Origin of the sequence: Burkholderia sp. BE17 (genome assembly GCF_009362305.1) — a bacterium.
Lineage (GTDB): Bacteria > Pseudomonadota > Gammaproteobacteria > Burkholderiales > Burkholderiaceae > Burkholderia > Burkholderia pyrrocinia_C.
The window spans coordinates 48,560-73,413 of record NZ_WHNU01000006.1 but is presented as its reverse complement, the minus strand read 5'-3'; the positions used below and the strand labels follow the sequence as shown (position 1 = coordinate 73,413).

The 24,854-nt window shown below is 69.0% G+C and carries 24 protein-coding genes; 13 read left to right on the top strand and 11 right to left on the bottom strand.

Translation table 11 applies throughout. The features are described 5' to 3' along the window. Positions 1–194: 194 nt before the first annotated feature. The 13 genes from kdpF to GD429_RS07665 all read left to right on the top strand — a co-directional run bounded on the left by kdpF (position 195) and on the right by GD429_RS07665 (position 14,919). Positions 195–287 (top strand): K(+)-transporting ATPase subunit F, encoded by a 93-nt coding sequence (gene kdpF / locus GD429_RS07725; RefSeq protein WP_006752209.1) that lies wholly within the window; start codon positions 195–197, stop codon positions 285–287. Then, entirely contained in the window at positions 284–2,089 is a 1,806-nt protein-coding gene (gene kdpA / locus GD429_RS07720) for a potassium-transporting ATPase subunit KdpA (RefSeq protein WP_152856402.1), read from the top strand. Before kdpF ends, kdpA begins: the two co-directional genes overlap by 4 nt. A 54-nt stretch (positions 2,090–2,143) precedes the next feature. Further along, entirely contained in the window at positions 2,144–4,228 is a 2,085-nt protein-coding gene (gene kdpB, locus GD429_RS07715; RefSeq protein ID WP_152856401.1) for a potassium-transporting ATPase subunit KdpB, read from the top strand. 18 nt (positions 4,229–4,246) lie between these two features. Beyond that, the gene (kdpC, locus tag GD429_RS07710; protein ID WP_152856400.1) at positions 4,247–4,828 is read left to right on the top strand and encodes a potassium-transporting ATPase subunit KdpC; all 582 of its coding nucleotides are present in this window, start codon (positions 4,247–4,249) and stop codon (positions 4,826–4,828) included. A 269-nt stretch (positions 4,829–5,097) separates the two neighbouring features. Beyond that, positions 5,098–7,941: a DUF4118 domain-containing protein gene (locus GD429_RS07705; RefSeq protein ID WP_152856399.1), complete on the top strand. Its 2,844-nt coding sequence runs from the start codon at positions 5,098–5,100 to the stop codon at positions 7,939–7,941. Further along, positions 7,934–8,632 (top strand): two-component system response regulator KdpE, encoded by a 699-nt coding sequence (kdpE, locus tag GD429_RS07700; protein WP_111016467.1) that lies wholly within the window; start codon positions 7,934–7,936, stop codon positions 8,630–8,632. Before GD429_RS07705 ends, kdpE begins: the two co-directional genes overlap by 8 nt. A 158-nt stretch (positions 8,633–8,790) precedes the next feature. Further along, positions 8,791–9,072 (top strand): DUF333 domain-containing protein, encoded by a 282-nt coding sequence (locus GD429_RS07695; protein WP_152856398.1) that lies wholly within the window; start codon positions 8,791–8,793, stop codon positions 9,070–9,072. A 165-nt stretch (positions 9,073–9,237) separates the two neighbouring features. Continuing rightward, positions 9,238–9,558 (top strand): quaternary ammonium compound efflux SMR transporter SugE, encoded by a 321-nt coding sequence (gene sugE / locus GD429_RS07690; protein WP_152856397.1) that lies wholly within the window; start codon positions 9,238–9,240, stop codon positions 9,556–9,558. A 226-nt stretch (positions 9,559–9,784) separates the two neighbouring features. Continuing rightward, positions 9,785–10,402, top strand: a complete 618-nt coding sequence (locus tag GD429_RS07685; RefSeq protein ID WP_034184919.1) for a DUF4126 domain-containing protein — start codon at positions 9,785–9,787, stop codon at positions 10,400–10,402. 50 nt (positions 10,403–10,452) lie between these two features. Beyond that, on the top strand, positions 10,453–13,014 hold the full coding sequence (locus tag GD429_RS07680; protein ID WP_152856396.1) for an ABC transporter permease: 2,562 nt from the start codon (positions 10,453–10,455) through the stop codon (positions 13,012–13,014). 43 nt (positions 13,015–13,057) lie between these two features. Next, entirely contained in the window at positions 13,058–13,468 is a 411-nt protein-coding gene (locus GD429_RS07675; RefSeq protein WP_152856395.1) for a group II truncated hemoglobin, read from the top strand. Between the two features lie 105 nt (positions 13,469–13,573). Further along, positions 13,574–14,305, top strand: coding sequence for an alanyl-tRNA editing protein (locus tag GD429_RS07670; RefSeq protein ID WP_152856394.1), 732 nt, complete (start codon positions 13,574–13,576; stop codon positions 14,303–14,305). Beyond that, positions 14,302–14,919: a DUF924 family protein gene (locus GD429_RS07665; protein WP_152856393.1), complete on the top strand. Its 618-nt coding sequence runs from the start codon at positions 14,302–14,304 to the stop codon at positions 14,917–14,919. Before GD429_RS07670 ends, GD429_RS07665 begins: the two co-directional genes overlap by 4 nt. Before the next feature lie 191 nt (positions 14,920–15,110). Here GD429_RS07665 and GD429_RS07660 read toward each other — a convergent pair whose 3' ends face one another. From GD429_RS07660 to GD429_RS07610, 11 genes are all read right to left on the bottom strand, one after another. Then, on the bottom strand, positions 15,111–17,003 hold the full coding sequence (locus GD429_RS07660; RefSeq protein ID WP_152856392.1) for an ArnT family glycosyltransferase: 1,893 nt from the start codon (positions 17,001–17,003) through the stop codon (positions 15,111–15,113). Between the two features lie 227 nt (positions 17,004–17,230). Continuing rightward, entirely contained in the window at positions 17,231–17,992 is a 762-nt protein-coding gene (locus GD429_RS07655; RefSeq protein WP_152856391.1) for an SDR family oxidoreductase, read from the bottom strand. Positions 17,993–18,014: 22 nt separating this feature from the next. After that, positions 18,015–18,596 carry a TIGR00730 family Rossman fold protein gene (locus GD429_RS07650; RefSeq protein ID WP_152856390.1) on the bottom strand — a complete coding sequence of 194 codons (582 nt, stop codon included), beginning with the start codon at positions 18,594–18,596 and terminating at the stop codon, positions 18,015–18,017. Then, positions 18,593–19,351 carry a TetR/AcrR family transcriptional regulator gene (locus GD429_RS07645; protein ID WP_152856389.1) on the bottom strand — a complete coding sequence of 253 codons (759 nt, stop codon included), beginning with the start codon at positions 19,349–19,351 and terminating at the stop codon, positions 18,593–18,595. The genes GD429_RS07650 and GD429_RS07645 overlap by 4 nt, the downstream gene beginning before the upstream one ends. 206 nt (positions 19,352–19,557) lie before the next feature. Next, positions 19,558–20,094 carry a diacylglycerol kinase gene (locus tag GD429_RS07640; RefSeq protein WP_152856388.1) on the bottom strand — a complete coding sequence of 179 codons (537 nt, stop codon included), beginning with the start codon at positions 20,092–20,094 and terminating at the stop codon, positions 19,558–19,560. Beyond that, positions 20,091–21,125 (bottom strand): glycosyltransferase family 4 protein, encoded by a 1,035-nt coding sequence (locus GD429_RS07635; protein WP_152856387.1) that lies wholly within the window; start codon positions 21,123–21,125, stop codon positions 20,091–20,093. Before GD429_RS07635 ends, GD429_RS07640 begins: the two co-directional genes overlap by 4 nt. Before the next feature lie 29 nt (positions 21,126–21,154). Then, positions 21,155–22,093, bottom strand: a complete 939-nt coding sequence (locus tag GD429_RS07630; protein WP_152856386.1) for a UDP-2,3-diacylglucosamine diphosphatase — start codon at positions 22,091–22,093, stop codon at positions 21,155–21,157. 225 nt (positions 22,094–22,318) lie between these two features. Further along, positions 22,319–22,825, bottom strand: coding sequence for an RDD family protein (locus GD429_RS07625; RefSeq protein ID WP_174418218.1), 507 nt, complete (start codon positions 22,823–22,825; stop codon positions 22,319–22,321). 6 nt (positions 22,826–22,831) lie between these two features. After that, positions 22,832–23,593, bottom strand: a complete 762-nt coding sequence (locus GD429_RS07620) for a DUF3106 domain-containing protein (RefSeq protein ID WP_321574452.1) — start codon at positions 23,591–23,593, stop codon at positions 22,832–22,834. Positions 23,594–23,619: 26 nt separating this feature from the next. Beyond that, positions 23,620–24,045, bottom strand: coding sequence for a DUF3619 family protein (locus tag GD429_RS07615; protein ID WP_152856385.1), 426 nt, complete (start codon positions 24,043–24,045; stop codon positions 23,620–23,622). Continuing rightward, complete coding sequence (locus tag GD429_RS07610) at positions 24,042–24,605, bottom strand: RNA polymerase sigma factor (protein ID WP_034184873.1); 564 nt, start codon at positions 24,603–24,605, stop codon at positions 24,042–24,044. The genes GD429_RS07615 and GD429_RS07610 overlap by 4 nt, the downstream gene beginning before the upstream one ends. Between the last annotated feature and the right edge of the window lie 249 nt (positions 24,606–24,854).

Sequence of the window (24,854 nt, the reverse complement as noted above, 5' to 3'; positions counted from 1 at the left end):
TTTATAACCGCCCCGATACCTTTGACCCGTCCTTTACGTGCGTTCCCATAAGGTTCTAGTCGTCTGACTTCGACGACGGAGAACACAAAAATGGATGGGGTTTTTATCGGCGCCCTGGTGCTTTTCACCGCGCTGATCCTCGGTTTGATTGCCGGTTGCGAGAAGCTCGTGCAATACGGTCGCGGGGGGCGAGCATGACCTGGATGCTTTGGCTGGCGGGCGCATCGACGGCCCTGCTGTTCGCGTATCTCGTCTTTGCGCTGCTGCGCGCGGAGGACATCGAATGAACGCGAACAACCTGTTGCAGATGCTGCTCTTCATCGTCGTGCTGCTGGCGGCGGCCGTGCCGGTCGCCCGCTATCTGACGGCGGTGATGGACGGCAGCTCGCGCGTCGTGCGCGTGTTCGGGCCGCTCGAACGCGTGCTGTACCGCATCGCCGGCGTCGACGCCGGCAGCGAGATGAACTGGAAGCAGTACGCGGTCGCGACGATCGCGTTCAACGCGCTCGGCGCGCTGTTCCTCTATGGCCTGCTGCGCCTGCAGGGCTTCCTGCCCGGCAACCCGCAGCAGTTCGGCGCGATGACGGTCGACGGCGCGTTCAACACGGCTGTCAGCTTCGTCACCAACACGAACTGGCAGGACTACACACCGGAGCAGACCGTCAGCTATCTGGCGCAGATGCTCGGCCTGACCGTGCAGAACTTCCTGTCCGCGGCGACCGGCATCGTCGTCGTGATCGCGCTGATCCGCGGCTTCGCGCGCCACACCGCGCAGACGATCGGCAACTTCTGGGTCGACCTCACGCGCGTGACGATGTACGTGCTCGTGCCGATGGCGATGATCGTCGCCGCGCTGCTGATGAGCCAGGGCGTGATCCAGAACATGAAGGCGTACCTGGACGTGCCGGTGCTGCAGGCGAGCACCTATGCGGCGCCGAAGCTCGACGCGCAGGGCAACCCGGTGAAGGACGACAAGGGCAACCCGGTGACGGTGCCGACCCCGCTCACGAAGCAGACGCTCGCGATGGGCCCGGTCGCGTCGCAGGAAGCGATCAAGATGCTCGGCACCAACGGTGGCGGCTTCTTCAACGCGAACTCCGCGCACCCGTACGAGAACCCGACGCCGTTCGCGAACTTCCTGCAGATCTTCTCGATCCTGATCATCCCGGCCGCGCTGTGTCTCGTGTTCGGCCGCATGATCGGCGACCGCCGGCAGGGCATTGCGGTGCTCGCGGCGATGACGGTCGCGTTCGCGGTCGCGGTCGGCGTCGAGGTGAGCGCCGAGCAGGGCGGCAACCCGACGCTCGTCGCGCTGCACGTCGACCAGTCGGCGAGCGCGCTGCAGCCGGGCGGCAACATGGAAGGCAAGGAAACCCGCTTCGGGATTGCGCAGACCGGCATCTTCACGGTCGCGACGACGGCCGCGTCGTGCGGCGCGGTCGACACGATGCACGATTCGCTGACGCCGCTCGGCGGCCTCGTGCCGATGCTGCTGATGCAGCTCGGCGAGGTGGTCTACGGCGGGGTCGGCTCGGGCCTCTACGGGATGCTCGTGTTCGCGCTGCTCGCGGTGTTCGTCGCCGGCCTGATGATCGGCCGCACGCCGGAATACGTCGGCAAGAAGATCGAGTCGTACGAGATGAAGATGGTGTCGATCGTCGTGCTGCTCACGCCGCTGCTGGTGCTGGTCGGTACGTCGATCGCCGTGCTCGCCGATGCGGGCAAGGCCGGCATCGCGAACCCGGGCCCGCACGGCTTCTCGGAAATCCTGTACGCGTTCAGCTCGGCCGCGAACAACAACGGCAGCGCGTTCGCGGGCCTGACGGTCGGTACGCCGTTCTACAACTGGATGACCGCGATCGCGATGTGGTTCGGCCGCTTCGGCACGATCGTGCCGGTGCTGGCGATCGCCGGCTCGCTCGCCGCGAAGAAGCGCATCGCGGTGACGAGCGGCACGCTGCCGACGCACGGTCCGCTGTTCGTCGTGCTGCTGCTCGGCACCGTGCTGCTGGTGGGCGCGCTGACCTACGTGCCGGCGCTAGCGCTCGGCCCTGGCGTCGAGCACCTGATGATGTGGCTGGGCGCGTGACGCGCGCCCGCATGGTCACACATTGAAAAGACTGAAGAGATTGAAGAGATCGCAATGACTCAACATTCCGCAACACGGTCCATGTTCGATCCGGCGCTGCTGCGCCCGGCGATCGTGGATTCGTTCAAGAAACTCACGCCGCGCACGCAGTTCCGCAACCCGGTGATGTTCTGCGTGTACGTCGGCAGCATCCTGACCACGATCCTGTGGATCGCGGCGCTCGCCGGCCAGGCCGAGGCGCCCGCGGGCTTCATCCTCGCGATCGCGCTGTGGCTGTGGTTCACGGTGCTGTTCGCGAACTTCGCCGAAGCGCTCGCCGAAGGGCGCTCGAAGGCGCAGGCCGCATCGCTGCGCAGTGCGAAGAAAGACGTGATGGCGAAGAAGCTCAACGAGCCGCATCCGAAGTCGCCGATCCGCATCATGACCGCATCCGACCTGCGCCGTGGCGACATCGTGCTCGTCGAGACCGGCGACGTGATCCCGGCCGACGGCGAGGTCGTCGACGGTGTTGCATCGGTCGACGAATCGGCGATCACCGGCGAATCCGCGCCGGTGATCCGCGAATCGGGCGGCGACTTCTCGTCGGTGACGGGCGGCACGCGCGTGCTGTCCGACTGGATCGTCGTGAAGGTCACCGCGAACCCCGGCGAGGCGTTCCTCGACCGGATGATCGCGATGGTCGAAGGCGCGAAGCGCAAGAAGACGCCGAACGAGATTGCGTTGACGATCCTGCTGGTCGCGCTGACGATCGTGATGCTGCTCGCGACCGCGACGCTGCTGCCGTTCTCGATGTTCTCGGTCGAAGCGATGAAGGCCGGCCACGTGGTGACGATCACCGCGCTCGTCGCGCTGCTCGTGTGCCTGATCCCGACGACGATCGGCGGGCTGTTGTCCGCGATCGGCGTGGCGGGGATGAGCCGGATGATGCAGGCGAACGTGATCGCGACGTCGGGCCGCGCGGTGGAAGCGGCCGGCGACGTCGACGTGCTGCTGCTCGACAAGACCGGCACGATCACGCTCGGCAACCGCCAGGCATCGACGTTCGTGCCCGCGCCGGGCGTGACCGAGGAAGCGCTGGCCGATGCCGCGCAACTGTCGTCGCTCGCCGACGAAACGCCGGAAGGCCGCAGCATCGTCGTGCTCGCGAAGGAGCGCTTCAACATTCGCCAGCGCGACATGGGGCAGTTGCACGCGACGTTCATCGGCTTCTCCGCGCAGACCCGGATGAGCGGGGTCGACCTGCCCGGCCGCGAGATCCGCAAGGGCGCGGCCGACGCGATCCGCCGCTACGTCGAGACGCACGGCAGCCGCTTCCCGGAAGAAGTGCGCCGCGCGGTCGACGACGTCGCGCGCCGCGGCAGCACGCCGCTCGTCGTGGCCGACCTGCATGAAGGGGCGGCGCGCGTGCTCGGCGTGATCGAGCTGAAGGACATCGTGAAGGGCGGCATCAAGGAGCGCTTCGCGGAACTGCGCAAGATGGGCATCAAGACCGTGATGGTGACGGGCGACAACCGGCTGACGGCCGCGGCGATCGCGGCGGAAGCGGGCGTCGACGATTTCCTCGCGGAAGCGACGCCGGAAACCAAGCTCGCGACGATCCGCGAGCATCAGGCGGCGGGGCGCCTCGTCGCGATGACGGGCGACGGCACGAACGACGCGCCGGCGCTCGCGCAGGCCGACGTCGCGGTCGCGATGAACACGGGCACGCAGGCCGCGAAGGAAGCGGGCAACATGGTCGACCTCGATTCGAACCCGACGAAGCTGATCGAGATCGTCGAGATCGGCAAGCAGATGCTGATGACGCGCGGTTCGCTGACCACGTTCTCGATCGCGAACGACATCGCGAAGTACTTCGCGATCATCCCGGCCGCGTTCGTGACGACGTACCCGCAGTTGCGCGTGCTCGACATCATGCACCTGACGTCGCCGGCGTCCGCGATCCTGTCGGCGGTGATCTTCAACGCGCTGATCATCGTCGCGCTGATCCCGCTCGCGCTGAAGGGCGTCGCATACCGGCCGCTCGGCGCCGCGTCGCTGCTGCGCCGCAACCTGCTCGTGTACGGCCTCGGCGGCTTGCTGCTGCCGTTCCCGTTCATCAAGCTGATCGACATGACGCTCGCCGCGCTCGGCTGGGCCTGAGGTCTTGAAGGAAACATCATGAAAACGTTGATTCGTCCGCTCGTCGTGCTCTTTGTCGTCCTGACCGCCGTGACGGGGCTCGCCTACCCGGCCGTGATGACCGTGTTCGGCCAGGCCGTGTTCCCGTCGCAGGCGAACGGCAGCCTGATCGAGAAGGACGGCAAGGCGGTCGGCTCCGCGCTGATCGGCCAGCAGTTCGATGCGCCGAAGTACTTCTGGGGCCGGCTGTCGGCCACGTCGCCGATGCCGTACAACGCGACCGGTTCCGGCGGCTCGAACCTCGGCCCGCTGAACCCGTCGCTCGCCGACCAGGTGAAGGGGCGCATCGCCGCGCTGCGCGATGCCGGCACCGACATGTCGAAGCCCGTGCCGGTCGACCTCGTGACGGCGTCGGCGAGCGGCCTCGATCCGGAGATCACGCCGGCCGCCGCCGCATACCAGGTCGAACGCGTCGCGAAGGCGCGCAGCCTGGCGCCCGATGCGGTCGCGCAGATCGTCGCCGCGAACACGACGGGCCGCCAGCTCGGCGTGCTCGGCGAGCCGCGCGTGAACGTGCTGAAGCTGAACCTCGCGCTCGACGCGGCGCAGGTCGCGCACTGATCGCGCGTCCGGGCTTCCGGCCCGGCAACCGGCATCCGGCAGCCGGCAACCGGCAACCGGCAACCGGCGTCCGGCGTCCGGCATCCGGCATCCGGCATCCGGCGTCCGGCATCCGGCGTCCGGCGTCCGGCGCGGCACGACCCGCGCCGGATGCCGGTTTCCCGGACGCACTTTTTCCGACGGCGCATGCGCCGTCTTTGCCTTTTGCGGCGATTTGGAACAACAATGCTCGTACTCGCGCGCATCCGGGCGCTCCGCCTTCCTGACGCATGAACCGTCCCGATCCAGACCAACTCCTCGACAAGCTGCAGCGAGACGAAGAAAAGCAGCGGCGCGGCCAGCTCAAGATCTTCTTCGGCGCATCGGCCGGCGTCGGCAAGACCTACGCGATGCTGCAGGCCGCGCGCCAGCGCCTGCAGGACGGCGTCGACGTCGTCGTCGGCATTGTCGAGACCCACGGCCGCAGCGAAACCGCCGCGCTGCTCGACGGTTTCGACGTGCTGCCGCTCGCGCGCATCGACTATCGCGGCCGCACGCTCGCCGAATTCGATCTCGATGGCGCGCTTGCGCGCCAGCCGCAACTGATCCTCGTCGACGAACTCGCGCATTCGAACGTGCAGGGCGCACGGCACCTGAAGCGCTGGCAGGACGTCTACGAACTGCTCGACGCGGGCATCGACGTGTATACGACCGTCAATGTCCAGCACCTCGAAAGCCTGAACGACGTGGTCGGTGCGATCACCGGCATCCGCGTCTGGGAGACCGTGCCCGACCGCGTGTTCGACGCGGCCGACGAAGTCACGCTCGTCGACCTGCCGGCCGAGGAACTGCTCGAGCGGATGCGCGACGGCAAGGTCTATCTCGCGCAGCAAGCCGAGCGCGCGGTGCGCAACTTCTTCCGCAAGGGCAACCTGATCGCGCTGCGCGAGCTGGCGCTGCGGCGCACGGCCGACCGCGTCGATGCGCAGATGCGCGAATACCGCGCCGACCGTTCGATCCAGCGTATCTGGCAGGCGCGCGAGCGGCTGCTCGTATGCGTCGGTCCGGGCGCCGAAGCGCCGACGCTCGTGCGCGCGGCCGCCCGGCTCGCCGCGAGCCTGAAGGCCGACTGGATCGCCGTGTATGTCGAGACGCCGCGCCTGCAGCGGTTGCCCGACGCGCAGCGGCAGCGCACGCTCGACGCGCTGAAGCTCGCGGCCGAGCTCGGCGCGGAAACGGCCACGCTCGCCGGCGGCGACGCGGTCGCCGCGCTGATCGGCTATGCGAAGGTGCGCAACGTGTCGAAGATCGTCGCGGGCGGCTCGCCGAAGGTCGGGCTCATGCGCCGCTTCGCGCGGCCGTTCGGCGAGCAGCTCGCCGAACGCGCGGGCGACGTCGACCTGATGCTGATCCGTGCGTCCGCGAGCGACGAGGCGCGCGCGGCGCCGCTCGACCCGCGTGCGCGCGACTGGCGCGATGCGTTCGCGAAGTTCGGCACGCACCGTTCGCCGCCGCGGCACTACGTGTACGCGGCCGCGATCTGCGCGGCGATCACCGTCGTCGCAAACGTCGTGTCCGAGCGGCTCGACCTCACGAACCTCGTGATGCTGTACCTGCTCGGCGTCGTGTTCTCGGCCGTGCGGCTCGGGCGCGGCCCGGGCGTGCTGCAGTCGTTCCTGTCGGTGGCCGCATTCGATTTCTTCTTCGTGCCGCCGCGCATGTCGTTCTCGGTCAGCGACACGCAATACCTGCTGACCTTCTTCGGGATGCTGCTGACGTCGCTCGTGATCAGCCACCTGACGTCGACGCTGACGCGCCAGGCGAGCATCGCGCAGCGCCGCGAGCGCCGCACCGGCGCGATCTATGCGATGGCGCGCGAACTGGGCGCGGCGCTGACAACCGAGCAGATCGTCGAGATCGGCAGCCGCCACGTGGGCGAGGTGTTTCGCGCGCGTGTCGCGTTCCTGCTGCCCGACAGCGCGGACAAGGTGCGCCAGAAGATCGAGGAGCCCGACGCGGCCGTCACGCTGACGGGCGCCGATCTCGACAGCGACGTCGGCCAGTGGGTGTACGACCAGCAGAAGCCGGCCGGCCGCGGCACCGACACGCTGCCCGCAACGGCCGCGCTGTACCTGCCGCTGAAGGCGCCGATGCGCACGCGCGGCGTGCTCGCGGTCGTGTCGCGCGAGCCGCGCGAGCTCGAGGTGCCCGAGCAGCAGCGCATGCTCGACGCATTCGCCGCGCAGATCGCGCTCGCGCTCGAACGCGTGCACTACGTCGAGATCGCGCGCGACGCGCTCGTCAACATGGAATCCGAGCGGCTGCGCAACTCGCTGCTGTCGGCGATCTCGCACGACCTGCGCACGCCGCTCACGACGATCGTCGGCTTCTCGTCGATGCTCGCGAACGGGCGCGCGGCCTCGCAGGGCGGCGACGCCGCGGCGGCCGAACGGTTCGCGCAGCGCGAGGGCGAACTCGTCGACGCGATCCACGACGAGGCGCTGCGGATGACGGGCATCGTCACGAACCTGCTCGACATGGCGCGGCTGCAGGCCGGCAGCCTGCAGCTCAAGCGCCAGTGGTCGCTGCTCGAGGAAACCGTCGGCGCCGCGCTCGCCGCGTGCAAGCGCGTGCTCGCGCGCCATCCCGCGCGCGTGTCGCTGCCGGCCGACCTGCCGCTGCTGCAGATGGACGCGGTGCTGATGGAGCGGCTTTTTACCAACCTGTTCGAGAACGCGGCGAAGTACACGCCGCCCGACACGTCGATCGAGATCGGCGCGGAGCGCGTGACCGACGACGGGATGCCGTTCGTGCGCGTGCACGTCGACGATCACGGCCCGGGCCTGCCGGCCGGCATGGAAACGCGAATCTTCGACAAGTTCACGCGCGGCGAGAAGGAATCGGCGACGCCGGGCATCGGGCTCGGCCTCGCGATCTGCCGAGCGATCGTCGAGGCGCACGGCGGTAGAATCGGCGCGCTCAACCGCACCGCGCCCGACGGCCGCGTGACGGGCGCGCGCTTCTGGTTCACGCTGCCGGTCGAGACGCCGCCGGCCGCACCCGCCGTGCCCGACGACGAATCCGACGTACCGGGCGCATCGTCCCCATCCGAGCCATTGCCAGACCATGAGTGAACCCAGCCTGACCGTTGTCCTGATCGAGGACGAAAAGCAGATCCGCCGCTTCGTGCGCGCCGCGCTCGAAGAGGAGGACATCGCGGTGTTCGAGGCCGAGACGGGCAAGCAGGGGCTGATCGACGCGGCGACGCGCAAGCCCGATCTCGTGATCGTCGACCTCGGCCTGCCCGACACCGACGGCCTCGACGTGATCCGCGAGTTGCGCGGCTGGTCCGAGGTGCCGGTGATCGTGCTGTCCGCGCGCACGCAGGAAGAGGAGAAGGTCGCGGCGCTCGACGCGGGCGCCGACGACTACCTGACCAAGCCGTTCGGCGTGTCCGAGCTGCGCGCGCGGATCCGCGCGCAACTGCGCCGGCGCAACCAGGGCGGCGCGAACGAGACGCCGAAGGTGAGCTTCGGCACCGTGAGCGTCGATCTCGCGCTGCGCCAGGTGTGGCGCGACGGCGAGATCGTGCACCTGACGCCGCTCGAATACCGGCTGCTCGCGACGCTCGTGCGGCACGCGGGGCGCGTGCTCACGCACCGCCAGTTGCTGCGCGACGTGTGGGGGCCGTCGCACGTCGAGAGCCATCACTACCTGCGCATCTACATGGCGCACCTGCGCCAGAAGCTCGAGCGCGACCCGGCGCAGCCCGAGTACATCGTCACCGAAACGGGCGTCGGCTACCGGCTGGTCGGCGCCGCGTGACGGGCATCGCACGGCGGCGGCAGTCCGGGCTGGCGTGACGCCGCGCGCCGGCAGGGTTGCGTCGGCGCGACAGTCGCACGGCCGGCGCCGGCCTTGTACACCGGCCGCGCGTTCCCCGTTATGCTGACCGTTCCGCGAACAAAAACGAGGAGCGTGCAATGTCCGTCCGTCTGGTCGTCATCGGTGCGCTGGCGCTGACTGCGCCCGGCGCGTTCGCCCAACCGCTGCCGCCGGGGCAACAGCCGCCCGCCCAGGCAGCGCTCGCCAATCCCGCGTCGGTCAACTGCGAGAAGCTCGGCGGTCGCCACGTGATCCGCAGCCTGCCGAGCGGGCAGGTCGGGATGTGCATGTTCAAGGATGGCCGCGTGTGCGAGGAGTGGGCGCTGTACCGCGACGACCGCTGCGTCGGCGGCGTCGCGCCGAAGCGCGTGTCGAATTGATGTCGAACTGATCGGGCCCGGCCGATCCTGTCCCGGATCGGCCGCCGACCGTGCGCCGCGCCCGGCGAGTCCGTAAGCATTTTGTTATACTCGGCGCCGCCCGGGGACGACCCCGGGTCATTCGCTTTGACGGGGACGGCCCCATCCGATACGGAGTACGTCGAGATGGCGTGGGTATTGTTGTTGATTGCCGGTTTGCTGGAAGTGGCCTGGGCGGCCGGCATGAAATCGTCGGACGGCTTCACGAAGCTCGGTCCGTCGGTGTTTACGATCGTGACGGCGCTGGCCAGCTTCGGGCTGCTCGCGGTCGCGATGCGCCAGTTGCCGCTCGGCACCGCGTACGCGGTGTGGACGGGCATCGGCGCGGTCGGCGCGTTCGTGTTCGGCATCGTGATGATGGGCGAGGCGCTGACCGTCGCGCGCGTCGCGAGCGCCGTGCTGATCGTCGCCGGACTGATCGGCCTCAAGCTGTCGTCGGCCGCCTGACGCCGGCATCCCGGACGACGGCATCCCGGGCCCGCCGCGCCCGGGCACCGCACTGCGGAATTGCGTCGGGTGCCCGGTTAGCCTGTCTATAATGGAACGCATTCGGGCCTGAATGTCGTTGTGCCGTTCGCGGCCTGCGGCGCCGGTCGCCACGCGCCGCGCGGCCGGTTTGACCGACCCGACCCGATCGATCGGCAAAGCGCACGGAAAGTGCAAGGAGAGGGCCATGATCGAAGCCATTTCGCTCGGCGCGGGGCTCGCGTGGGCGAGCGGGCTGCGCCTGTACCTGACGGTGCTGATTGCCGGCGTGCTGGCGCGGGTCGGCTGGCTCCATCTGCCCGACACGCTGGCCGTCCTGATGTCGCCGTGGGTCATCGGCGCCGCCGCCGTGCTCACCGTCACCGAGTTCCTTGCCGACAAGATCCCCGCGTTCGACTCGCTGTGGGATGCCGTGCATACCTTCATCCGCATCCCGGCCGGTGCGGTGCTCGCAGCCGGCGCGCTCGGCCATGCCGATCCGACCGTGCTCGCGGTCGCGGGCCTTGCAGGCGGTTCGCTTGCCGGCGCCGCGCACGTGGCGAAGGCCGGTACGCGTGCGTTGATCAACCTGTCTCCCGAACCGATTTCGAACTGGGTCGCGTCGTCGACCGAGGACGGCCTCGTGGTCGGCGGGCTCGCGCTCGCGTTCTTCGTCCCGCTCGCGTTCCTCGTGCTGCTCGCGGCCTTCATCGCCGCTTCGGCCTGGGCGCTGCCGCGCCTGTGGCGCGGCGTGTCGGGCGGTTTTCGCGGGATGGCGAACCACATGGTGTCGCGGCTCAACTCGATCGGGGGTAAGCGCGATTGAAGGGGCGGCAACACGCGGCGCAGCCGCCGGCCGGGCAACCCGGCCATGACATGCCCGCGCATGCCGGCCGCTTCGGCCTGCGCGACCTGATCCGCCAGGCCGCGCGGATGACCGCGCGCGACTGGCGCGCGGGCGAGCTGACGCTGCTCGTACTCGCGCTGGTGCTCGCGGTCGCGGCACTGACGAGCGTCGGTTTTCTCGCCGACCGGCTGCGCCAGGGGCTTGAGCGCGACGCGCGCCAGATGCTCGGCGCCGATTTCGTCGTGCGCGCCGACCGTCCCGTCGATCCGTCGTTCGACCGTCAGGCCCGCGCGCTCGGCCTGCGTACCGCGACGACCGCGATTTTCCCGAGCATGATCGCGTCCGCCGTGGGCGGGCAGGCGAGCGGTGCGGCACCCGCGCGCCTCGCGGCCGTGAAGGCCGTGTCGCCCGGGTATCCGCTGCGCGGCGCGGTCGAGATCCTGCCGGCCGGCGCCGCCGCCGCGCACAAGGCGACCGCGATTCCCGCGCCCGGCACCGTGTGGGCCGATCCCGCGCTGCTCGATGCGCTGCACCTGAAGGCGGGCGATACGGTGCGGGTCGGGCTGCGCACGTTCACGGTCGCCGCGTCGATCTCCCGCGAACTCGATCGCGGTTTTTCGTTCGTCAATTTTTCGCCGCGGCTGATGATGCGCGCGGACGAGCTCGCCGCGACGGGGCTCACCGGCTACGGCAGCCGCGTCACGTACCGGCTGCTGGTCGCCGGCGACGCGCAGGCCGTCGCACGCTTCGAAACCTATGCGCACGAGCGCGTCGACGGCGGGAAGCTGCGCGGCGTCGGGCTCGAATCGTTGCAGGAAGGCCAGCCGCAGGTGCGGCAGACGCTGGATCGCGCGCGCCATTTCCTGACGCTCGTCGCGCTGCTGACCGCGCTGCTCGCGGCGGTCGCGATCGCGATGGCCGCGCAGCGCTACATGCGGCGCCATCTCGACGGCTGCGCGACGATGCGCTGCCTCGGCGTGAGCCGCCGCACGCTCGGCGCGCTGTTCGCGCTCGAATTCGTCGGCATCGGGATCGTGTCGGGCGCCGCGGGCGCGGTGCTCGGCTACGGCGGCCACTGGGCGTTGCTGGCCGCGCTCGGCGGCCTGATCGAGGTCGTGTTGCCGCCGCCCACGCCGTGGCCGGCGCTTATCGGCGTGGGCGCCGCACTGGTGCTGCTGCTCGGCTTCGCGCTGCCGCCGCTCGTGCCGCTCACGCGCGTGCCGCCGGTGCGTGTGCTGCGCCGCGAGTGGGGCGATGCGTCGCGCACCGCGTGGGCCGCGTATGCGGTCGGCGTCGTGCTGTTCGCGGGGCTGCTGATCGTGGCCGCCGGCAACCTGAAGCTCGGCCTGATCGTCGCGGGCGGCTTCGCCGGCGCGCTGGTCGGTTTCGCGCTGATCGCGCGGCTCGTGCTGTTCGCCGCCGCGCGCGCGGTGCGCAACGCGCGCGTGGCCGCGGGCGTCGGCTGGCGCTACGCGCTTGCGTCGCTGCACCGGCGCGGCACGACCAGCGCGTTGCAGATCACCGCGCTCGCACTCGGCCTGATGTGCCTGCTGCTGATCGCGATCACGCGCAACGATCTCGTCGCGGGCTGGCGGCAGTCGACGCCGCCCGATGCGCCGAACCAGTTCCTGATCGACATCCAGCCCGACCAGCGCGACGACGTCGCGTCCTATCTGGCCGCGCACGGCGTGCGCGACGCGGTGCCCGCGCCGATGGTGCGCGGCCGCCTCGTCGCGATCAACGGCAAGCCGGTGAATCCGGATGCCTACCCGTCCGACGAGGCGCGCCGGCTCGTCGACCGCGAGTTCAACCTGTCGTATACGACCGAGCTGCCGTCCGACAACCGGATCGTCGCAGGCGACTGGTTCGGCGCCGCGGCCACGCCGCAGATCTCGATCGAGGACGGCCTCGCGAAGATGCTGAACGTGAAGCCGGGCGACACGCTGCGCTTCGACGTGACGGGGCTGACGGTCGATGCGCCGATCACGAGCGTGCGCAAGCTCGACTGGGGCACGTTCCGCGTCAACTTCTTCGTGCTGATGCCGCCGCCGGTGCTGAAGGATTTCCCGGCCGTCTACCTCACGAGCTTCCATTTGCCCGCATCCGATGCCGCGCTGCTCGATCCGCTGATCGCGCGCTACCCGAACCTGACCGCGATCGACGTCGCGCCGATCCTCGCGCAGCTGCAGCGGATGATGCTGCAGGTGGTCGGCGCGGTGCAGTTCCTGTTCGCGTTTACGCTCGCGGCCGGCGTGCTCGTGCTGTACACGGCGCTCGCCGGCTCGCGCGACGAGCGGGTGCGCGAAGCCGCGCTGCTGCGCGCGCTCGGCGCGTCGCGTGCACAGGTCAATGCGGTGCAGCGCGCGGAATTCGTCGTGGTCGGCGCGCTGGCCGGCGCGCTGGCGTCGGCGGGCGCGATCGCGGTCGGGTGGGTGCTCGCGTCGCGCGTGTTCGACTTCCGGCTCGCCGTCGATCCGTGGCTCGTGCCGGCCGGTATCGCGGCCGGCGTCGTGTGCGCCGGTGCGGCCGGCTGGCTGAGCCTGCATAATGTGTTGCGGCGCCCCGCGCTGCAGTCGCTGCGCGACGCATGAGCGTCGCCGGCGGCCCCGAGGATCCCGTTTTCCGACTATCCGTATGACCGATGTGAATGACGATGCGCCGGCGCAGCCGACGGCGTTCGAGCTCGTGGGCGGCGAAGCCCGCGTGCGCGAAATGGTGGACCGCTTCTACGACCTGATGGACCTCGAGCCCGAGTTCGCGCAGATTCGCGCGCTGCACCCGGCATCGCTCGACGGTTCGCGCGACAAGCTGTTCTGGTTCCTGTGCGGCTGGCTCGGCGGGCCCGACCACTACATCGACCGGTTCGGCCATCCGCGGCTGCGCGCGCGGCACCTGCCGTTCCCGATCGCGTCGGTCGAGCGCGACCAGTGGCTGCGCTGCATGGCGTGGGCGATGGAGGATGTCGGGCTGCCCGAGCCGCTGCGCGAGCGGCTCATGCATTCGTTCTACGACACGGCCGACTGGATGCGCAACCGGCCCGGTTGATCGACCGGTACGCCGCTGCCCGCGCGCGGGACGATCTGCGTCTGGGCGGGCACGCGGCGCGGCGCGACACTGGCCGTTTCCCCCAATCGATACGAGGCTCGCCCGATGACGACCCAAGCGCTGTTTCGCGAAGACGCGTACCTCACGCAATGCGACGCGATCGTTCAGGCTGTCGGCGACGACGGCATCCGGCTCGACCGCACCGTGTTCTATCCGCTCGGCGGCGGCCAGGCCGGCGATACCGGTACGCTGACGCTGCCCGACGGCAGCACGATCGCGATCGCCGATACGCGCAAGGCAAAGTTCGACGGCGCGACGCCCGACGACGCCGTGCACGTGCCGGCACCGGGGCAGGAGGCGCGCGTCGCGGCGCTCGTGCCCGGCACGCGCGTGGTCGCGGCGATCGACTGGCTGCGCCGCTATCGGCACATGCGCCTGCATACGGCCGCGCACCTGATGTGCGCGGTGCTGCCGTACGCGGTCGACGGCTGCAGCGTGACGGCCGACTACGTGCGGCTCGATTTCGCGACGTCCGATGCAATCGACCGCGACGACGTCGAGCGGCGCCTCGCCGGCCTGGTCGACGGCGCGCATCCGGTCACGACCGAATGGATCACCGACGACGAGATGGCCGAGCGCCCCGAACTCGTGCGCACGATGAGCGTGAAGCCGCCGATGGGTCTCGGCCGCGTGCGGCTGCTGCGCATCGAGCAGGTCGACCTGCAGCCGTGCGGCGGCACGCATGTGCGCAACACGTCGGAAATCGGCGACCTGCGCGTCGCGAAACTTGAAAAGAAGAGCGCGCGCACGCGGCGTCTCGTACTGGAGTTTGCATGACGATCGACACCGGGGCGGCGGGCGCGGCGACGCTGGATCCGCAAGCGCGGGAGATTCTGGATTTCTGGTTCGGCGAACCGGGCTCGGACGAATTCGGGCAGGAACGCAAGGTCTGGTTCAACGGCGGCACGGCGTTCGACGACGTGCTGCGCACGCGCTACGGCGCGCTGCTCGACGCCGCGTGCGACGGCGCATGCGATCACTGGGCCGGCTCGCCGTCGGGTGCGCTTGCGTTGATCGTCGTGCTCGACCAGTTCTCGCGCAACATCCATCGCGGTACGCCGGGCGCGTTTGCCGCCGATCCGAAGGCGCTCGCGCTCGCACGCCGCGTCGTCGCGGCCGGCTGGGATGCGCAACTGCCGAGCGGCCATCACCGCGCGTTCGCGTATCTGCCGTTCGAGCACGACGAATCGGCCGAGAGCCAGCGCGAAGCCGTGCGCCTGTGCGCGGGCATTCGCGACGAGGCAGGGTGCGAGAGCTATCACCGCTTCGCGTTGCTGCATGCGGCCGTCGTCGAGCGCTTCGGCCGCTTTCCGCACCGGAACGCGATTCTCGGCCGTGCATCGACCGACGAGGAAGCGGCGTTTCTTCGTGAACCCGGTTCGTCGTTCTGACGACCAGGGCGGTTGCGTGACTGAAGAGGGGGAGGGGCGAGCCCGCGGATTCGCGCGGGTGCGTTGGCGGTCGGGGAAACCGGACGGCGGCGCGGCGCATCGCCCGGCGGTTGCGCACTGCTCGGGCGGCCGGTCTCAACCTTATTGCCGGAGATGAAGGCAGGCAAGACGGCGCGCGGCGCCGTCCCGCGTCATTGCAGGTGCTGTTCGGGCGTGCGCACGTAGACGCGCAGCAGTTCGTCGTTGTCGCCCGGGCGCGCGCCCGTCCAGAACAGCTTCCATTCGCTGCCGGGCGCCGGATCGACGGCCCGCACACCCTGGACGATCATCCACGTGCAGCGCGTCGTCTTCGCGTCGTCGATCGGCGTGTGCTGGATGCCGGAGAAGTAGTACAGCATCGGCGCTTCCGATTCGCCGAGCCCGTGCAGGCTCGCCATGCAGTCGCCGTCGTTCCATTCGAGCGCGAGATGCGCGTTCAGGTCGTCGAACACCGAGCGGTAGCTCTTCGCGACGTCGAGCCACGGCAGCAGCAGCGTATAGATGAGCCCCCACGCGACGAGTGCGCCGGCACTCCACGACAGCGCGCCGCGCCAAAGGCCCGTCGTGCGCAGCTTCGGCAGCAGCGACAGCCAGCCGACCGTCAGCGCGAGCGCACCGATCACGAGCGCGGGCTCGATCGGCATCGTCCAGTCGAGCGGCAGCCAGCGGCCGAGCGGCGCGAGATCCGCGCGCGACGCGGCCGGATCGGCCATCACTGCCCAGATTGCCCAGGCGAGTGCGGCGGCCGTGCCGAACAGCACGCGGCTGAAGTAGTCCCACGCGAGATGCAGCGTGCGCGGAATGCGTTCGATCGCCTGTGCGGCGACCAGCGCGAGCGGCGCGAAGAACGGCAGGATGTAGAGCTGGCGGGATGTTGCGGACACCTGCAGCACCGCGAGCCCGACGCTGGCGAACAGCACGGGCAGCGCGATGCGCGGCGTGCGCCAGTCGCGCCACGCACCGCGCGCGAGCGCGACGATCGCGAGCGGCGCGACCGGGAAGCCGACGAGCAGGAACGCACGCAGGATGAAGAAAGGCTTGTCGTTTTCCGCACCGAGCTCGGGGACGGAGAAGCCGAAGAAGCGGCCGACGTTGTTGTCCCAGAACCATGTCATGAACAGCGTCTCGGAACGCAGGAACAGCGCGGTCGGCCAGATCAGCGCGAATGGCGCGAACACGAGCGCGGCGACGCCGAGCGAGCGCGCGAACGAGCGGGTGCGGCAAGCCGGGTAGAGCACCAGCGTGCCGACGAGCGTGGCTGCGAACACGAGCGGCACGAACAGCCCCTTCGTCATCAGTGCGATGCCGACGCCCGCGCCGAAGATCGGCGCGGCCCAGCGGCCCGACGGCCGGACCGGCAGCCCGTGCCGCATCTGCTGCGCGCGCGCGATGTGCCGCATCACGAGTTCGAGCAGTCCGCAGAAGCCCATTGCGGTGCCGGCGAACAGGGCGACGTCCGTCATCATGTCGTGCATGTGCTTGATGACGACGAGCGTGCCCGCGCTCAGCACGACGGGGCCGATCACGCGCAGGTCGAACCAGCTGTCCGCGCGGCTGGCGACGCGCGCCGCGCGTGCGATGAAGCCGAACGCGAGTGCCGCGAACAGCGCGCTCGCGAGCCGTGCCGCGTCATGCAGCGGCATCACGCGCTGCAGCAGCCACGCGAGGCTGGTCGCGACCCACGCGTAAAGCGGCGGCTTTTCCATGAACGGCAGGCCGGCATTGGTCGGCACGACGAAATCGCCCGTCTCGAGCATGTGCTGGATGATGCCGAACGTGTAGGTTTCGTCCTGTTTCCACGGATCATGGCCGAGCACGCCGGGCAGTACATACGCGCAGACCAGCGCGGCGACGAGCAGCCACGCGCGCCAGCCGAGCAGGAGCGAGCGGTCGCGCGCGGTGCTGGCTGCGGTGGTCGCGGCGACGACGGGCGTGCCGGCGGCGTCAAGCTTCGCGGCGAGGTCGGCGTTGGCGGTCGAGCGGGTGTGCGGGGCCGGAGCCGGCACGGACGTGCGTCGCCGGCTGGGCGCTGCGGTTCCAGGCATGGAAAAGATCTCGGGTCGAGTCGAGCCGGTTCGGCGACATGGGCCGGACCGATAAGGGCCACATCAGGGCGGCAAGAAACAGGCGATTATGACGCCTGTCAGAATTTCCGCTAGTAGATCACGGAACGATTACGAATGTTTACTGAAACCGTCAGGGAATTGTGGAGATTTGTGGTGCCGTGACGGCAAATCGTTCGAGGCGGCGGTTTGATGAGCCGCGCGTGCGGCTACCGGCCGCCGCCGACGTCGAGCAGGGCGCCCGTCGTGTAGGACGCCGCGTCGCCGAGCAGCCAGACGATCGCTTCGGCGATCTCCTGCGCTTCGCCTGCGCGGCCGAGCGGCGTCTGCGCGCCGAGGCGGGCCGCACGGCCCGGCTGGCCGCCGCTCGCGTGTATTTCGGTCTCGATCAGGCCGGGGCGCACCGCGTTGACGCGCACGCCGTGCGGGCCGAGTTCCTTCGCAAGACCGATCGTCAGCGAGTCGACCGCGCCTTTCGAGCCCGCGTAGTCGACGTATTCGTTCGGCGAGCCGAGCCGCGATGCGATCGACGAGACGTTGACGATCGCGCCGCCCTGGCCGCCGCGGTCGGTGGACAGCCGACGCGCGGCTTCGCGCGCGCACAGGTACGCGCCGAGCACGTTGGTGTCGAACATCCGCCGCAGCCGGTGGGCCGGCATGTCGGCGAGCGGCATCGACGGCGCGACGATGCCCGCGTTGTTGACGAGTGCGTCGAGGCGTCCGAACGCGGCCGCGACGGTGTCGAACATCGCGACGACGTCGGTTTCGTTCGCGACGTCGCCCGCGACGACGCATGCACGACCGCCCGCGTCGCGGACGGCTTGTGCCGTGAGTTCGGCTGCCGCCGCGTCGCGCGCGTAGTTGATGCCGACGTCCCAGCCGCGTTCGGCGGCGAGCACGGCGGTCGCACGGCCGATGCCGCGGCTCGCGCCGGTGATGAGGACGGCCTTGCGGCCGGACGGTGCGGTCATCGCGTGCGGTTCCCGGGGACGGTTACTTCGCTGCGTCGGGCGCCCACTTGTCGCGGGCAGGCGGTTGATAGCGGCGCAGCCGCTCGATCAGTTCGACCGGTTCCGAATCGACGCACAGCGCGTCGAAATAGGCCGGACGCATGAAACCCTCGTCGACCGTATGGCGCAGTAGCGTGATCAGCGGATCGTAGAACGAATCGATGTTGTAGAGCGCGACGGGCTTGCGGTGATAGCCGAGCTGCGCCCACGTGTAGACCTCGAAGAGCTCCTCGAGCGTGCCGGCGCCGCCGGGCATCGCGACGAACGCATCCGAGAGGTCGGCCATCATTTTCTTGCGATGGTGCATGTCGGGTACGACATGCAGTTCCGACAGCCCCGTATGGCCGACTTCCTTGTCGACGAGCAATTCGGGGATCACGCCGACCGCACGGCCGCCGGCCGCCATCACTTCGTCGGCGATCACGCCCATCAGGCCGACACGGCCGCCGCCGTACACGAGCGTGAGGCCCGCATCGACGAGTGCGCGGCCGAATGCGCGCGCGGCGTCGGCATAGACGGGCCGCACGCCGGACGACGAGCCGCAGTAAACGCAGACTGCCTTCATTGCTTGGAATCCTTGGCGGGGGCCTGCCCGACGGTGACCGGCCCACCGGCGGGGCGCGGCGAACCGTCGCGCGGCGGCAGGTAGTCGGTGAACTGGCGCTTCGGCAGCTTGCCGGAGACCAGATCGTCGAACAGCTGGCGCGAACGGCCGCGCAGGTACGGCGCCATCACGGAGATCACGTGCATGCTGACCTGGTGCAGTTCCTCGCGGATCGCGTCCTGGTCGTTGTACTTGCGCGGATGCATCACGTACTGATACGACAGCCAGTACGTCGAAATGACGGCCATGTTGGTGGCGATGACTTCGATCTCGGCGGGCGTCGCGACCATTTCGGCGTCGGACACGAGCAGCTCGCACATCTCGCGCGCGAAGCGCACCTTGTGGCTGATGATCTGCTTGAAGTGCGTCTCGAGCGTGCGGTTGCGGGCGAGCAGGTCGTTGAGGTCGCGATACAGGAACCGGTAGGTCCACATGAAATCGGCCATGTACTGCAGGTACGACCAGGTTTCGTCGATCGTCGGACGATGATCTTCGGGAAAGCGCAGCCGCCGTTCGATCTGCTGCTCGAACTGCGCGAAGATGCTGTTGATGATGTCGTCCTTGTTGCGGAAATGGTAGTACAGGTTGCCTGGACTGATTTCCATTTCCTCGGCGATCGTCGTGGTCGTGACGTTCGGCTCGCCGATCTCGTTGAAGAGTTTCAACGACAACTCGAGAATCCGTTCGCGGGTGCGGCGGGGAGGTTTCGCTTCCATGTCGTCCGGCCCTGTGTGTGCCGGACTGGCGGGCGCTGCAATCGATGCTGCGTGATTCGTCCGGCGCGGGTTGCTGTTCTATGTCTGGCGGACGATTATAAACCGGGGTTTCGCCAGATCGGGCGCATTTCGTGTTCGCTGCCCCGCGCGACGGATGGTGCGGCGCCGCACGCGGGCGGCGCGCAACGCGCGCGCCGGGCAGCAGGCTAGAAGCCTAGCCGGTGCGCGACGACAGGGCCGAGCACGAAGCCCCAGGTCGTCACGCAAGCGAACAGCGCGACCGTCACGGCCGCGCTGCCGAGGTCCTTCGCGCGTTTGGAGAGTTCGTGACGCTCGAGCGAGATGCGGTCGATCGCGGCCTCGACGCTCGAGTTCAGCAGCTCGACGATCAGCACCAGCAGCACCGAGCCGATCAGCAGTGCGCGCGACGCCGCCGGCACCGGCGCGAACGCACCGATCGGGAGCATCAGCGCGGCGAGCGTGAGCTCCTGGCGAAACGCGCTCTCCTCGCGGATCGCGACACGAAAGCCGTTCAACGAATGCTTGAGTGCGTACCATGCGCGCGTGATGCCGCGGTGGCGCTTGTACGGGTTCGGCGGCAGCGGCGTCAGTTGATCGTCGGGGCCGAGCGGCTCGGACGCGTGCGCGTCCGTGTCGCCATGCGGCTCTTCCTCGTCGAACGGGCGGTGCCGTTGCTGCGTCGCGGCGGGGGGCGGGGTTTTCTCGTTCAGGTCTCGTTTCAAACGGCGGCACCTTCGGCTGGCGAGTACGCGGTCTTCGGCAGCGGCTTCAGATGCGACGCGAACTGCTCGGATGCCGCGCGCCACGAGAAGCGTTCCGCCCACGCGCGCGCGGTCGTGCGTTCGATCTTCAGCGCTTCGAGGCAGGCTTCCTGCAGGTCCTCGTGCATCGCGCCGGCGTCGCCGCCACTGAGCACGTCGATCGGGCCCGTGACGGGATACGCCGCGACCGGCGTGCCGCAGGCGAGCGCCTCGAGCAGCACGAGGCCGAACGTGTCGGTGCGACTCGGGAACACGAACACGTCGGCCGCAGCATACACCTTCGCGAGCTCGGCCTGTGACAGCACGCCGAGATAGTTCGCCTCCGGGTAGCGCGACTTCAGCTCCGCGAGCGCGGGGCCTTCGCCCGCGACCCATTTCGAGCCGGGCAGGTCGAGGCGCAGGAACGCCTCGACGTTCTTTTCGATCGCGACGCGGCCCACGTACAGGAAGATCGGCCGCACGGTGTTGAGCACCTTCGACTCCATCGGGCGGAAGATGTCGAGATCGACGCCGCGCGTCCACAGCACGACGTTCGTGAAGCCGAACTTCTCGAGGTCTTCCTTGACGACCGGCGTCGGTGCCATCACCGCGAGCGACGGGCGATGGAACCAGTGCAGGAAGCGGTAGGTCGCGGCCAGCGGAATGCCGAAGCGCGCCTGCACGTATTCCGGAAAGCGCGTGTGATACGCGGTCGTGAACGGCAGCTTGTGGGTGCGCGCATAGCGGCGCGCGGCGAGGCCGAGCGGGCCTTCGGTCGCGATGTGCAGCGCGTCGGGTGCGAACGCGTCGATCCGCGCGCGCAGCTTGCGGTACGGCAGGATCGACAGGCGGATCTCGGGGTAGGTCGGGCAGGGCACCGTGCGGAATTCCAGCGGCGTCAGCAGTTCGACGCGGTGGCCGAGCGCCGTCAGTTCGCGCGACGTGCTCTTCAGCGTGCGCACGACGCCGTTGACCTGCGGTTCCCACGCGTCGGTGACGATCATGATCTTCATCGCGGCATTGTCCTGTAAGTATGGTTGTGTCAGGCAGTGGCCTTGGCCTTGCGCGACGTGGTCTCCGACGGCGCGGTGCGCATCACCGTCCAGTAGACGATCTTCAGTTCGCCTTCCATCGTTTCGACGAGCGCGGACAGGCTTTCGACCCAGTCGCCGTCGTTGCAATACAGCACGCCGTCGATATCGCGGATCTCGGCCTTGTGGATGTGGCCGCACACGACGCCGTCGCAGCCGCGGCGGCGCGCCTCGTCGGTCATCACGGTCTCGAACTGCGAGATGAAGTTGACCGCGTTCTTCACCTGGTGCTTCAGGTACTGCGACAGCGACCAGTACTGGAAGCCGAGCCGGCTGCGGATCCGGTTGAACCAGCGGTTCAGCACGAGGATCAGCGTGTAGAGCGTGTCGCCCAGGTACGCGAGCCATTTCGCGTGCTGGATCACGCCGTCGAACAGGTCGCCGTGCACGATCCACAAACGTTTGCCCGCGAGCGTCGTGTGGAACGCCTCGCCGCGCACCTGGATGTCGCCGAACGCGAGGTCGCAGAACTGCCGCGCGCCTTCGTCGTGGTTGCCGGGGATGTAGACGACTTGCGTGCCCTTGCGCGCCTTGCGCAGGACCTTCTGCACGACGTCGTTGTGCGCCTGCGGCCAGTACCAGCCTTTCTTCAACTGCCAGCCGTCGATGATGTCGCCGACGAGGTACAGGTACTCCGAATCGTTGTGACGCAGGAAGTCGAGCAGGTACGGCGCCTGGCAACCGCTCGAGCCGAGGTGGATGTCGGACAGCCAGATGGTGCGGTAGCGATGCGCGGACGGGTCGGGGTCGTCGTGCCGCGTGGTGTGCGCGGCAGGCGGTTCTTGCGACGCCAGGCCATCGGTTGCGGCCGCGCCGGACAGGAAAGCGGTGGCGGCGCGAGCGCCGAGCGGGTGACGGAACAGTGAGGTCGCGGACGTTTTCTGGCCCATGCATGACTCGCGCCGGTTGACATTACCGGCATTCCGCCATGCGGGCATGACTGTGCCATGACAGTCACGAGACGTTCTTATTACGACCTATGCAGCGTGTTTAGCAGTGAATGAACGGGCATTGCGTAATCTGCCGTACCGAACGGTCGGCGATTGTCTGGCAGGCGGGTCAGGCGAGGCGGGAAAGGCTTGAATGAGCCGATTTCGTCTGGCGAATTCGGCCTGTCAGCGCGGCATGGCAACGACGCGCGTGCGCGCGATCCGGTCGTGCGGAAACTGGCGGCCGGCATGCAGCCGGGCGGCGCCGGCCCACGCAACGATCCACGCGGCGGTGAGCGCCAGCGTGATGGGCACCGACAGGCCGAGGAGCGGATGCAGTGCGAGCGGCGGCAGGAACCACAGCCAGCCGAGCGCATAGCGCACGAGCGCGTGGCCGGCGCTCAGCGGCCGGCCGCTCGACGATTCGAGCCGTAGCCGCCAGGTCTTCATCGGCAGCGTCTGGCCGCCGTGGGTCCAGAACCAGACGAAGTACGCGCCGACGACGAGCGCGATCCACGCGGCGAGCAGGTTGTGATGGACGAGGCCGTTGCGCTGCTGCGTCGCGAGGCTGAACGCGAGCCCCGCGAAGAACACGACGCCGAACAGCAGTACGCCTTCGTAGAGCAGTGCGGCGAGGCGGCGCCGCACGGACGGCGCGGCGGCCGGAGTCTCGGGCGCGCGGGCGTTCGCCACGGCCGCTCAGGAGCCCTTGAACAGCGAAGGCGCGTCGGCGGGCGACACCGGTGCCACCGCAGCGGGCACCGACGCGGTGCCGGCCGTCGACGACGCGGGCACCGGCAGCGCCGCGGCGCCGGTCGAGGCGGGCGCCGGTGCGGCGGCCGTACCGCTTGCCGGGTGCTCGTGCGAATTGACGAGGCGGCGGACGTCACGGTCGGCGACGGTCGGAGGCGCGCTGACGACGCTCGGCCGGCGGCGGCGCTCGGCCGCGGCGAGACGTTCCTTCTGCTCCTCCGGGAGTTGCTGGTAGGCCTTCCACGCGCGCTCGCGCGCCTGCGCGGAAAGCTCCTTCGCGCTCTGGTAGTTCTCGCGCGCGACGCGGCGCTGCTCGGGCGTCATCCGCGCCCATTCGGACATCCGGTCCTGCAGGCGCTTTTGATCATCGGGCGTCAACTTCGCGAAACGCGACGCGATCTTCAGCCATTTGCGCTTGCGAGCGTCGCTGAAGCCGTCCCACTGGTCGGCGAACGGCGCGAGTGCCGCGTGCTGCGCCGGCGTGAGGCGCGCCCACGACAGCGGGCCGGTGGCGGCCGGCAGCGGCAGAGGCAGCGGCGGGAGGTCGGTGGTCAGCCCGGTCGCGGCCGATGCGGGCGCGGCAGGGCTGCTGGCCGCGGCGGTGGTCGTCGCGGGGGGCGGGTGGAATCGCGAATACGTGGCGACGTAGGAAACGGCGATCGCGATCACGCATCCGAAAAATACGGCCAGGCCGCGCTTCTGACTCACCCGTGCGATCCCCTCGTTATTGTCTGTTAGTGAGCGCGCGAAAGATACGCGTTGAACCCGTGATCGAGATACGCGTTGAGCGGCAGGTCGTCGCTGAGCATCGCCGCGTCGATGTCGGCGAGCTCGGCGGTGCGCTGCATGTCTTCCCAGTACGCGATGCCGATGAGTCCCGCGAGCAACAGCGCGAGCGGCCACGCGCGCAGCAGGCGGCGCGCGAACGACGTCTGCGGGCGGCTCGTGGGCGCCGGGCCGTAGGCGCCGGCCGCGCCGGCGAAGGCCGGCACGAACACCGGTGCGGTCGCGGGCTCGGGCTTCTTGCGCGCGAGCGCAGCCCGGCGGGCGACGGCCAGCCGATCGGTGGTCGCGGCAGGCAGTGCGGCCGCGCGCTCGTCCAGCGCGCGGCGCACCTTCAGCGCGAATTCGTGTTCTCGGTTTGCGGGAGCGGAGCTCATAGCGTGATTCCTTTGGCCTTGAGCGCTTGCGCCAGGGTATGGGTGGCTCGTGAGCAGTGCGTCTTGACACTGCCTTCGGAGCACCCCATTGCGGCGGCAGTCTCGGCGACATCCATATCTTCCCAATAACGCATCAGGAACGCTTCCCGTTGACGCGCCGGAAGTTTCTGGATTTCTTCGTCGATCAGGGCCAGAACCTGCTCTCTCTCGAGGCGGTGCTCGCTGCTCTCGACGCCCGCGTTATTGTCCGCGGATTCGAGCGTTTCGAGCGGGTCGAAGTCTTCGTCGTCGGTGTTGTTCAGCGACGAGAAGAGCGTGACCCATGTGTTGCGGACTTTCTGCCGGCGGAACCAGTCGTGGATCGCGTTCTGCAGGATCCGCTGAAAAAGCAGCGGCAACTCGGCCGCCGGCCGGTCGCCGTATTTCTCGGCCAGCTTGATCATCGCGTCCTGCACGATGTCGAGCGACGCATCGTCGTCACGCACCGCGTACGCAGCCTGCTTGAACGCGCGCCTTTCGACGCCCGCCAGAAAGTCGGCGAGTTCCTTGTCTGATGCCATTCCGTGAAGGTATGCGCTGCGGACCGCTGCGTGGTGTAAAAGGTCGAAAAATTTCGTAAAACCCGCGGATGCTAACAAATTTTCGCGCCGCTTGGCACCGGGTCGGGCGCCGCGCGTTGCGCGCGAGCCGCGGCGGCGGGGTGCCGGACGGCGCGCATGATGCGCTGCGGGATATTTTACTTGACGACCCAATCACGACCCGCTATCGTCAACGATTCGCAACATGAAGTGATGGTCTCATTTGAGGCT

Excerpts from the sequence above, each read along its gene's own strand:
- kdpF (WP_006752209.1), top strand. The coding sequence starts at position 195 with ATGACCTGGATGCTTTGGCTGGCGGGCGCATCGACGGCCCTGCTGTTC.
- kdpA (WP_152856402.1), top strand. The coding sequence starts at position 284 with ATGAACGCGAACAACCTGTTGCAGATGCTGCTCTTCATCGTCGTGCTG.
- kdpB (WP_152856401.1), top strand. The coding sequence starts at position 2,144 with ATGACTCAACATTCCGCAACACGGTCCATGTTCGATCCGGCGCTGCTG.
- kdpC (WP_152856400.1), top strand. The coding sequence starts at position 4,247 with ATGAAAACGTTGATTCGTCCGCTCGTCGTGCTCTTTGTCGTCCTGACC.
- GD429_RS07705 (WP_152856399.1), top strand. The coding sequence starts at position 5,098 with ATGAACCGTCCCGATCCAGACCAACTCCTCGACAAGCTGCAGCGAGAC.
- kdpE (WP_111016467.1), top strand. The coding sequence starts at position 7,934 with ATGAGTGAACCCAGCCTGACCGTTGTCCTGATCGAGGACGAAAAGCAG.
- GD429_RS07695 (WP_152856398.1), top strand. The coding sequence starts at position 8,791 with ATGTCCGTCCGTCTGGTCGTCATCGGTGCGCTGGCGCTGACTGCGCCC.
- sugE (WP_152856397.1), top strand. The coding sequence starts at position 9,238 with ATGGCGTGGGTATTGTTGTTGATTGCCGGTTTGCTGGAAGTGGCCTGG.
- GD429_RS07685 (WP_034184919.1), top strand. The coding sequence starts at position 9,785 with ATGATCGAAGCCATTTCGCTCGGCGCGGGGCTCGCGTGGGCGAGCGGG.
- GD429_RS07680 (WP_152856396.1), top strand. The coding sequence starts at position 10,453 with ATGCCCGCGCATGCCGGCCGCTTCGGCCTGCGCGACCTGATCCGCCAG.
- GD429_RS07675 (WP_152856395.1), top strand. The coding sequence starts at position 13,058 with ATGACCGATGTGAATGACGATGCGCCGGCGCAGCCGACGGCGTTCGAG.
- GD429_RS07670 (WP_152856394.1), top strand. The coding sequence starts at position 13,574 with ATGACGACCCAAGCGCTGTTTCGCGAAGACGCGTACCTCACGCAATGC.
- GD429_RS07665 (WP_152856393.1), top strand. The coding sequence starts at position 14,302 with ATGACGATCGACACCGGGGCGGCGGGCGCGGCGACGCTGGATCCGCAA.
- GD429_RS07660 (WP_152856392.1), bottom strand. The coding sequence starts at position 17,003 with ATGCCTGGAACCGCAGCGCCCAGCCGGCGACGCACGTCCGTGCCGGCT.
- GD429_RS07655 (WP_152856391.1), bottom strand. The coding sequence starts at position 17,992 with ATGACCGCACCGTCCGGCCGCAAGGCCGTCCTCATCACCGGCGCGAGC.
- GD429_RS07650 (WP_152856390.1), bottom strand. The coding sequence starts at position 18,596 with ATGAAGGCAGTCTGCGTTTACTGCGGCTCGTCGTCCGGCGTGCGGCCC.
- GD429_RS07645 (WP_152856389.1), bottom strand. The coding sequence starts at position 19,351 with ATGGAAGCGAAACCTCCCCGCCGCACCCGCGAACGGATTCTCGAGTTG.
- GD429_RS07635 (WP_152856387.1), bottom strand. The coding sequence starts at position 21,125 with ATGAAGATCATGATCGTCACCGACGCGTGGGAACCGCAGGTCAACGGC.
- GD429_RS07630 (WP_152856386.1), bottom strand. The coding sequence starts at position 22,093 with ATGGGCCAGAAAACGTCCGCGACCTCACTGTTCCGTCACCCGCTCGGC.
- GD429_RS07615 (WP_152856385.1), bottom strand. The coding sequence starts at position 24,045 with ATGAGCTCCGCTCCCGCAAACCGAGAACACGAATTCGCGCTGAAGGTG.
- GD429_RS07610 (WP_034184873.1), bottom strand. The coding sequence starts at position 24,605 with ATGGCATCAGACAAGGAACTCGCCGACTTTCTGGCGGGCGTCGAAAGG.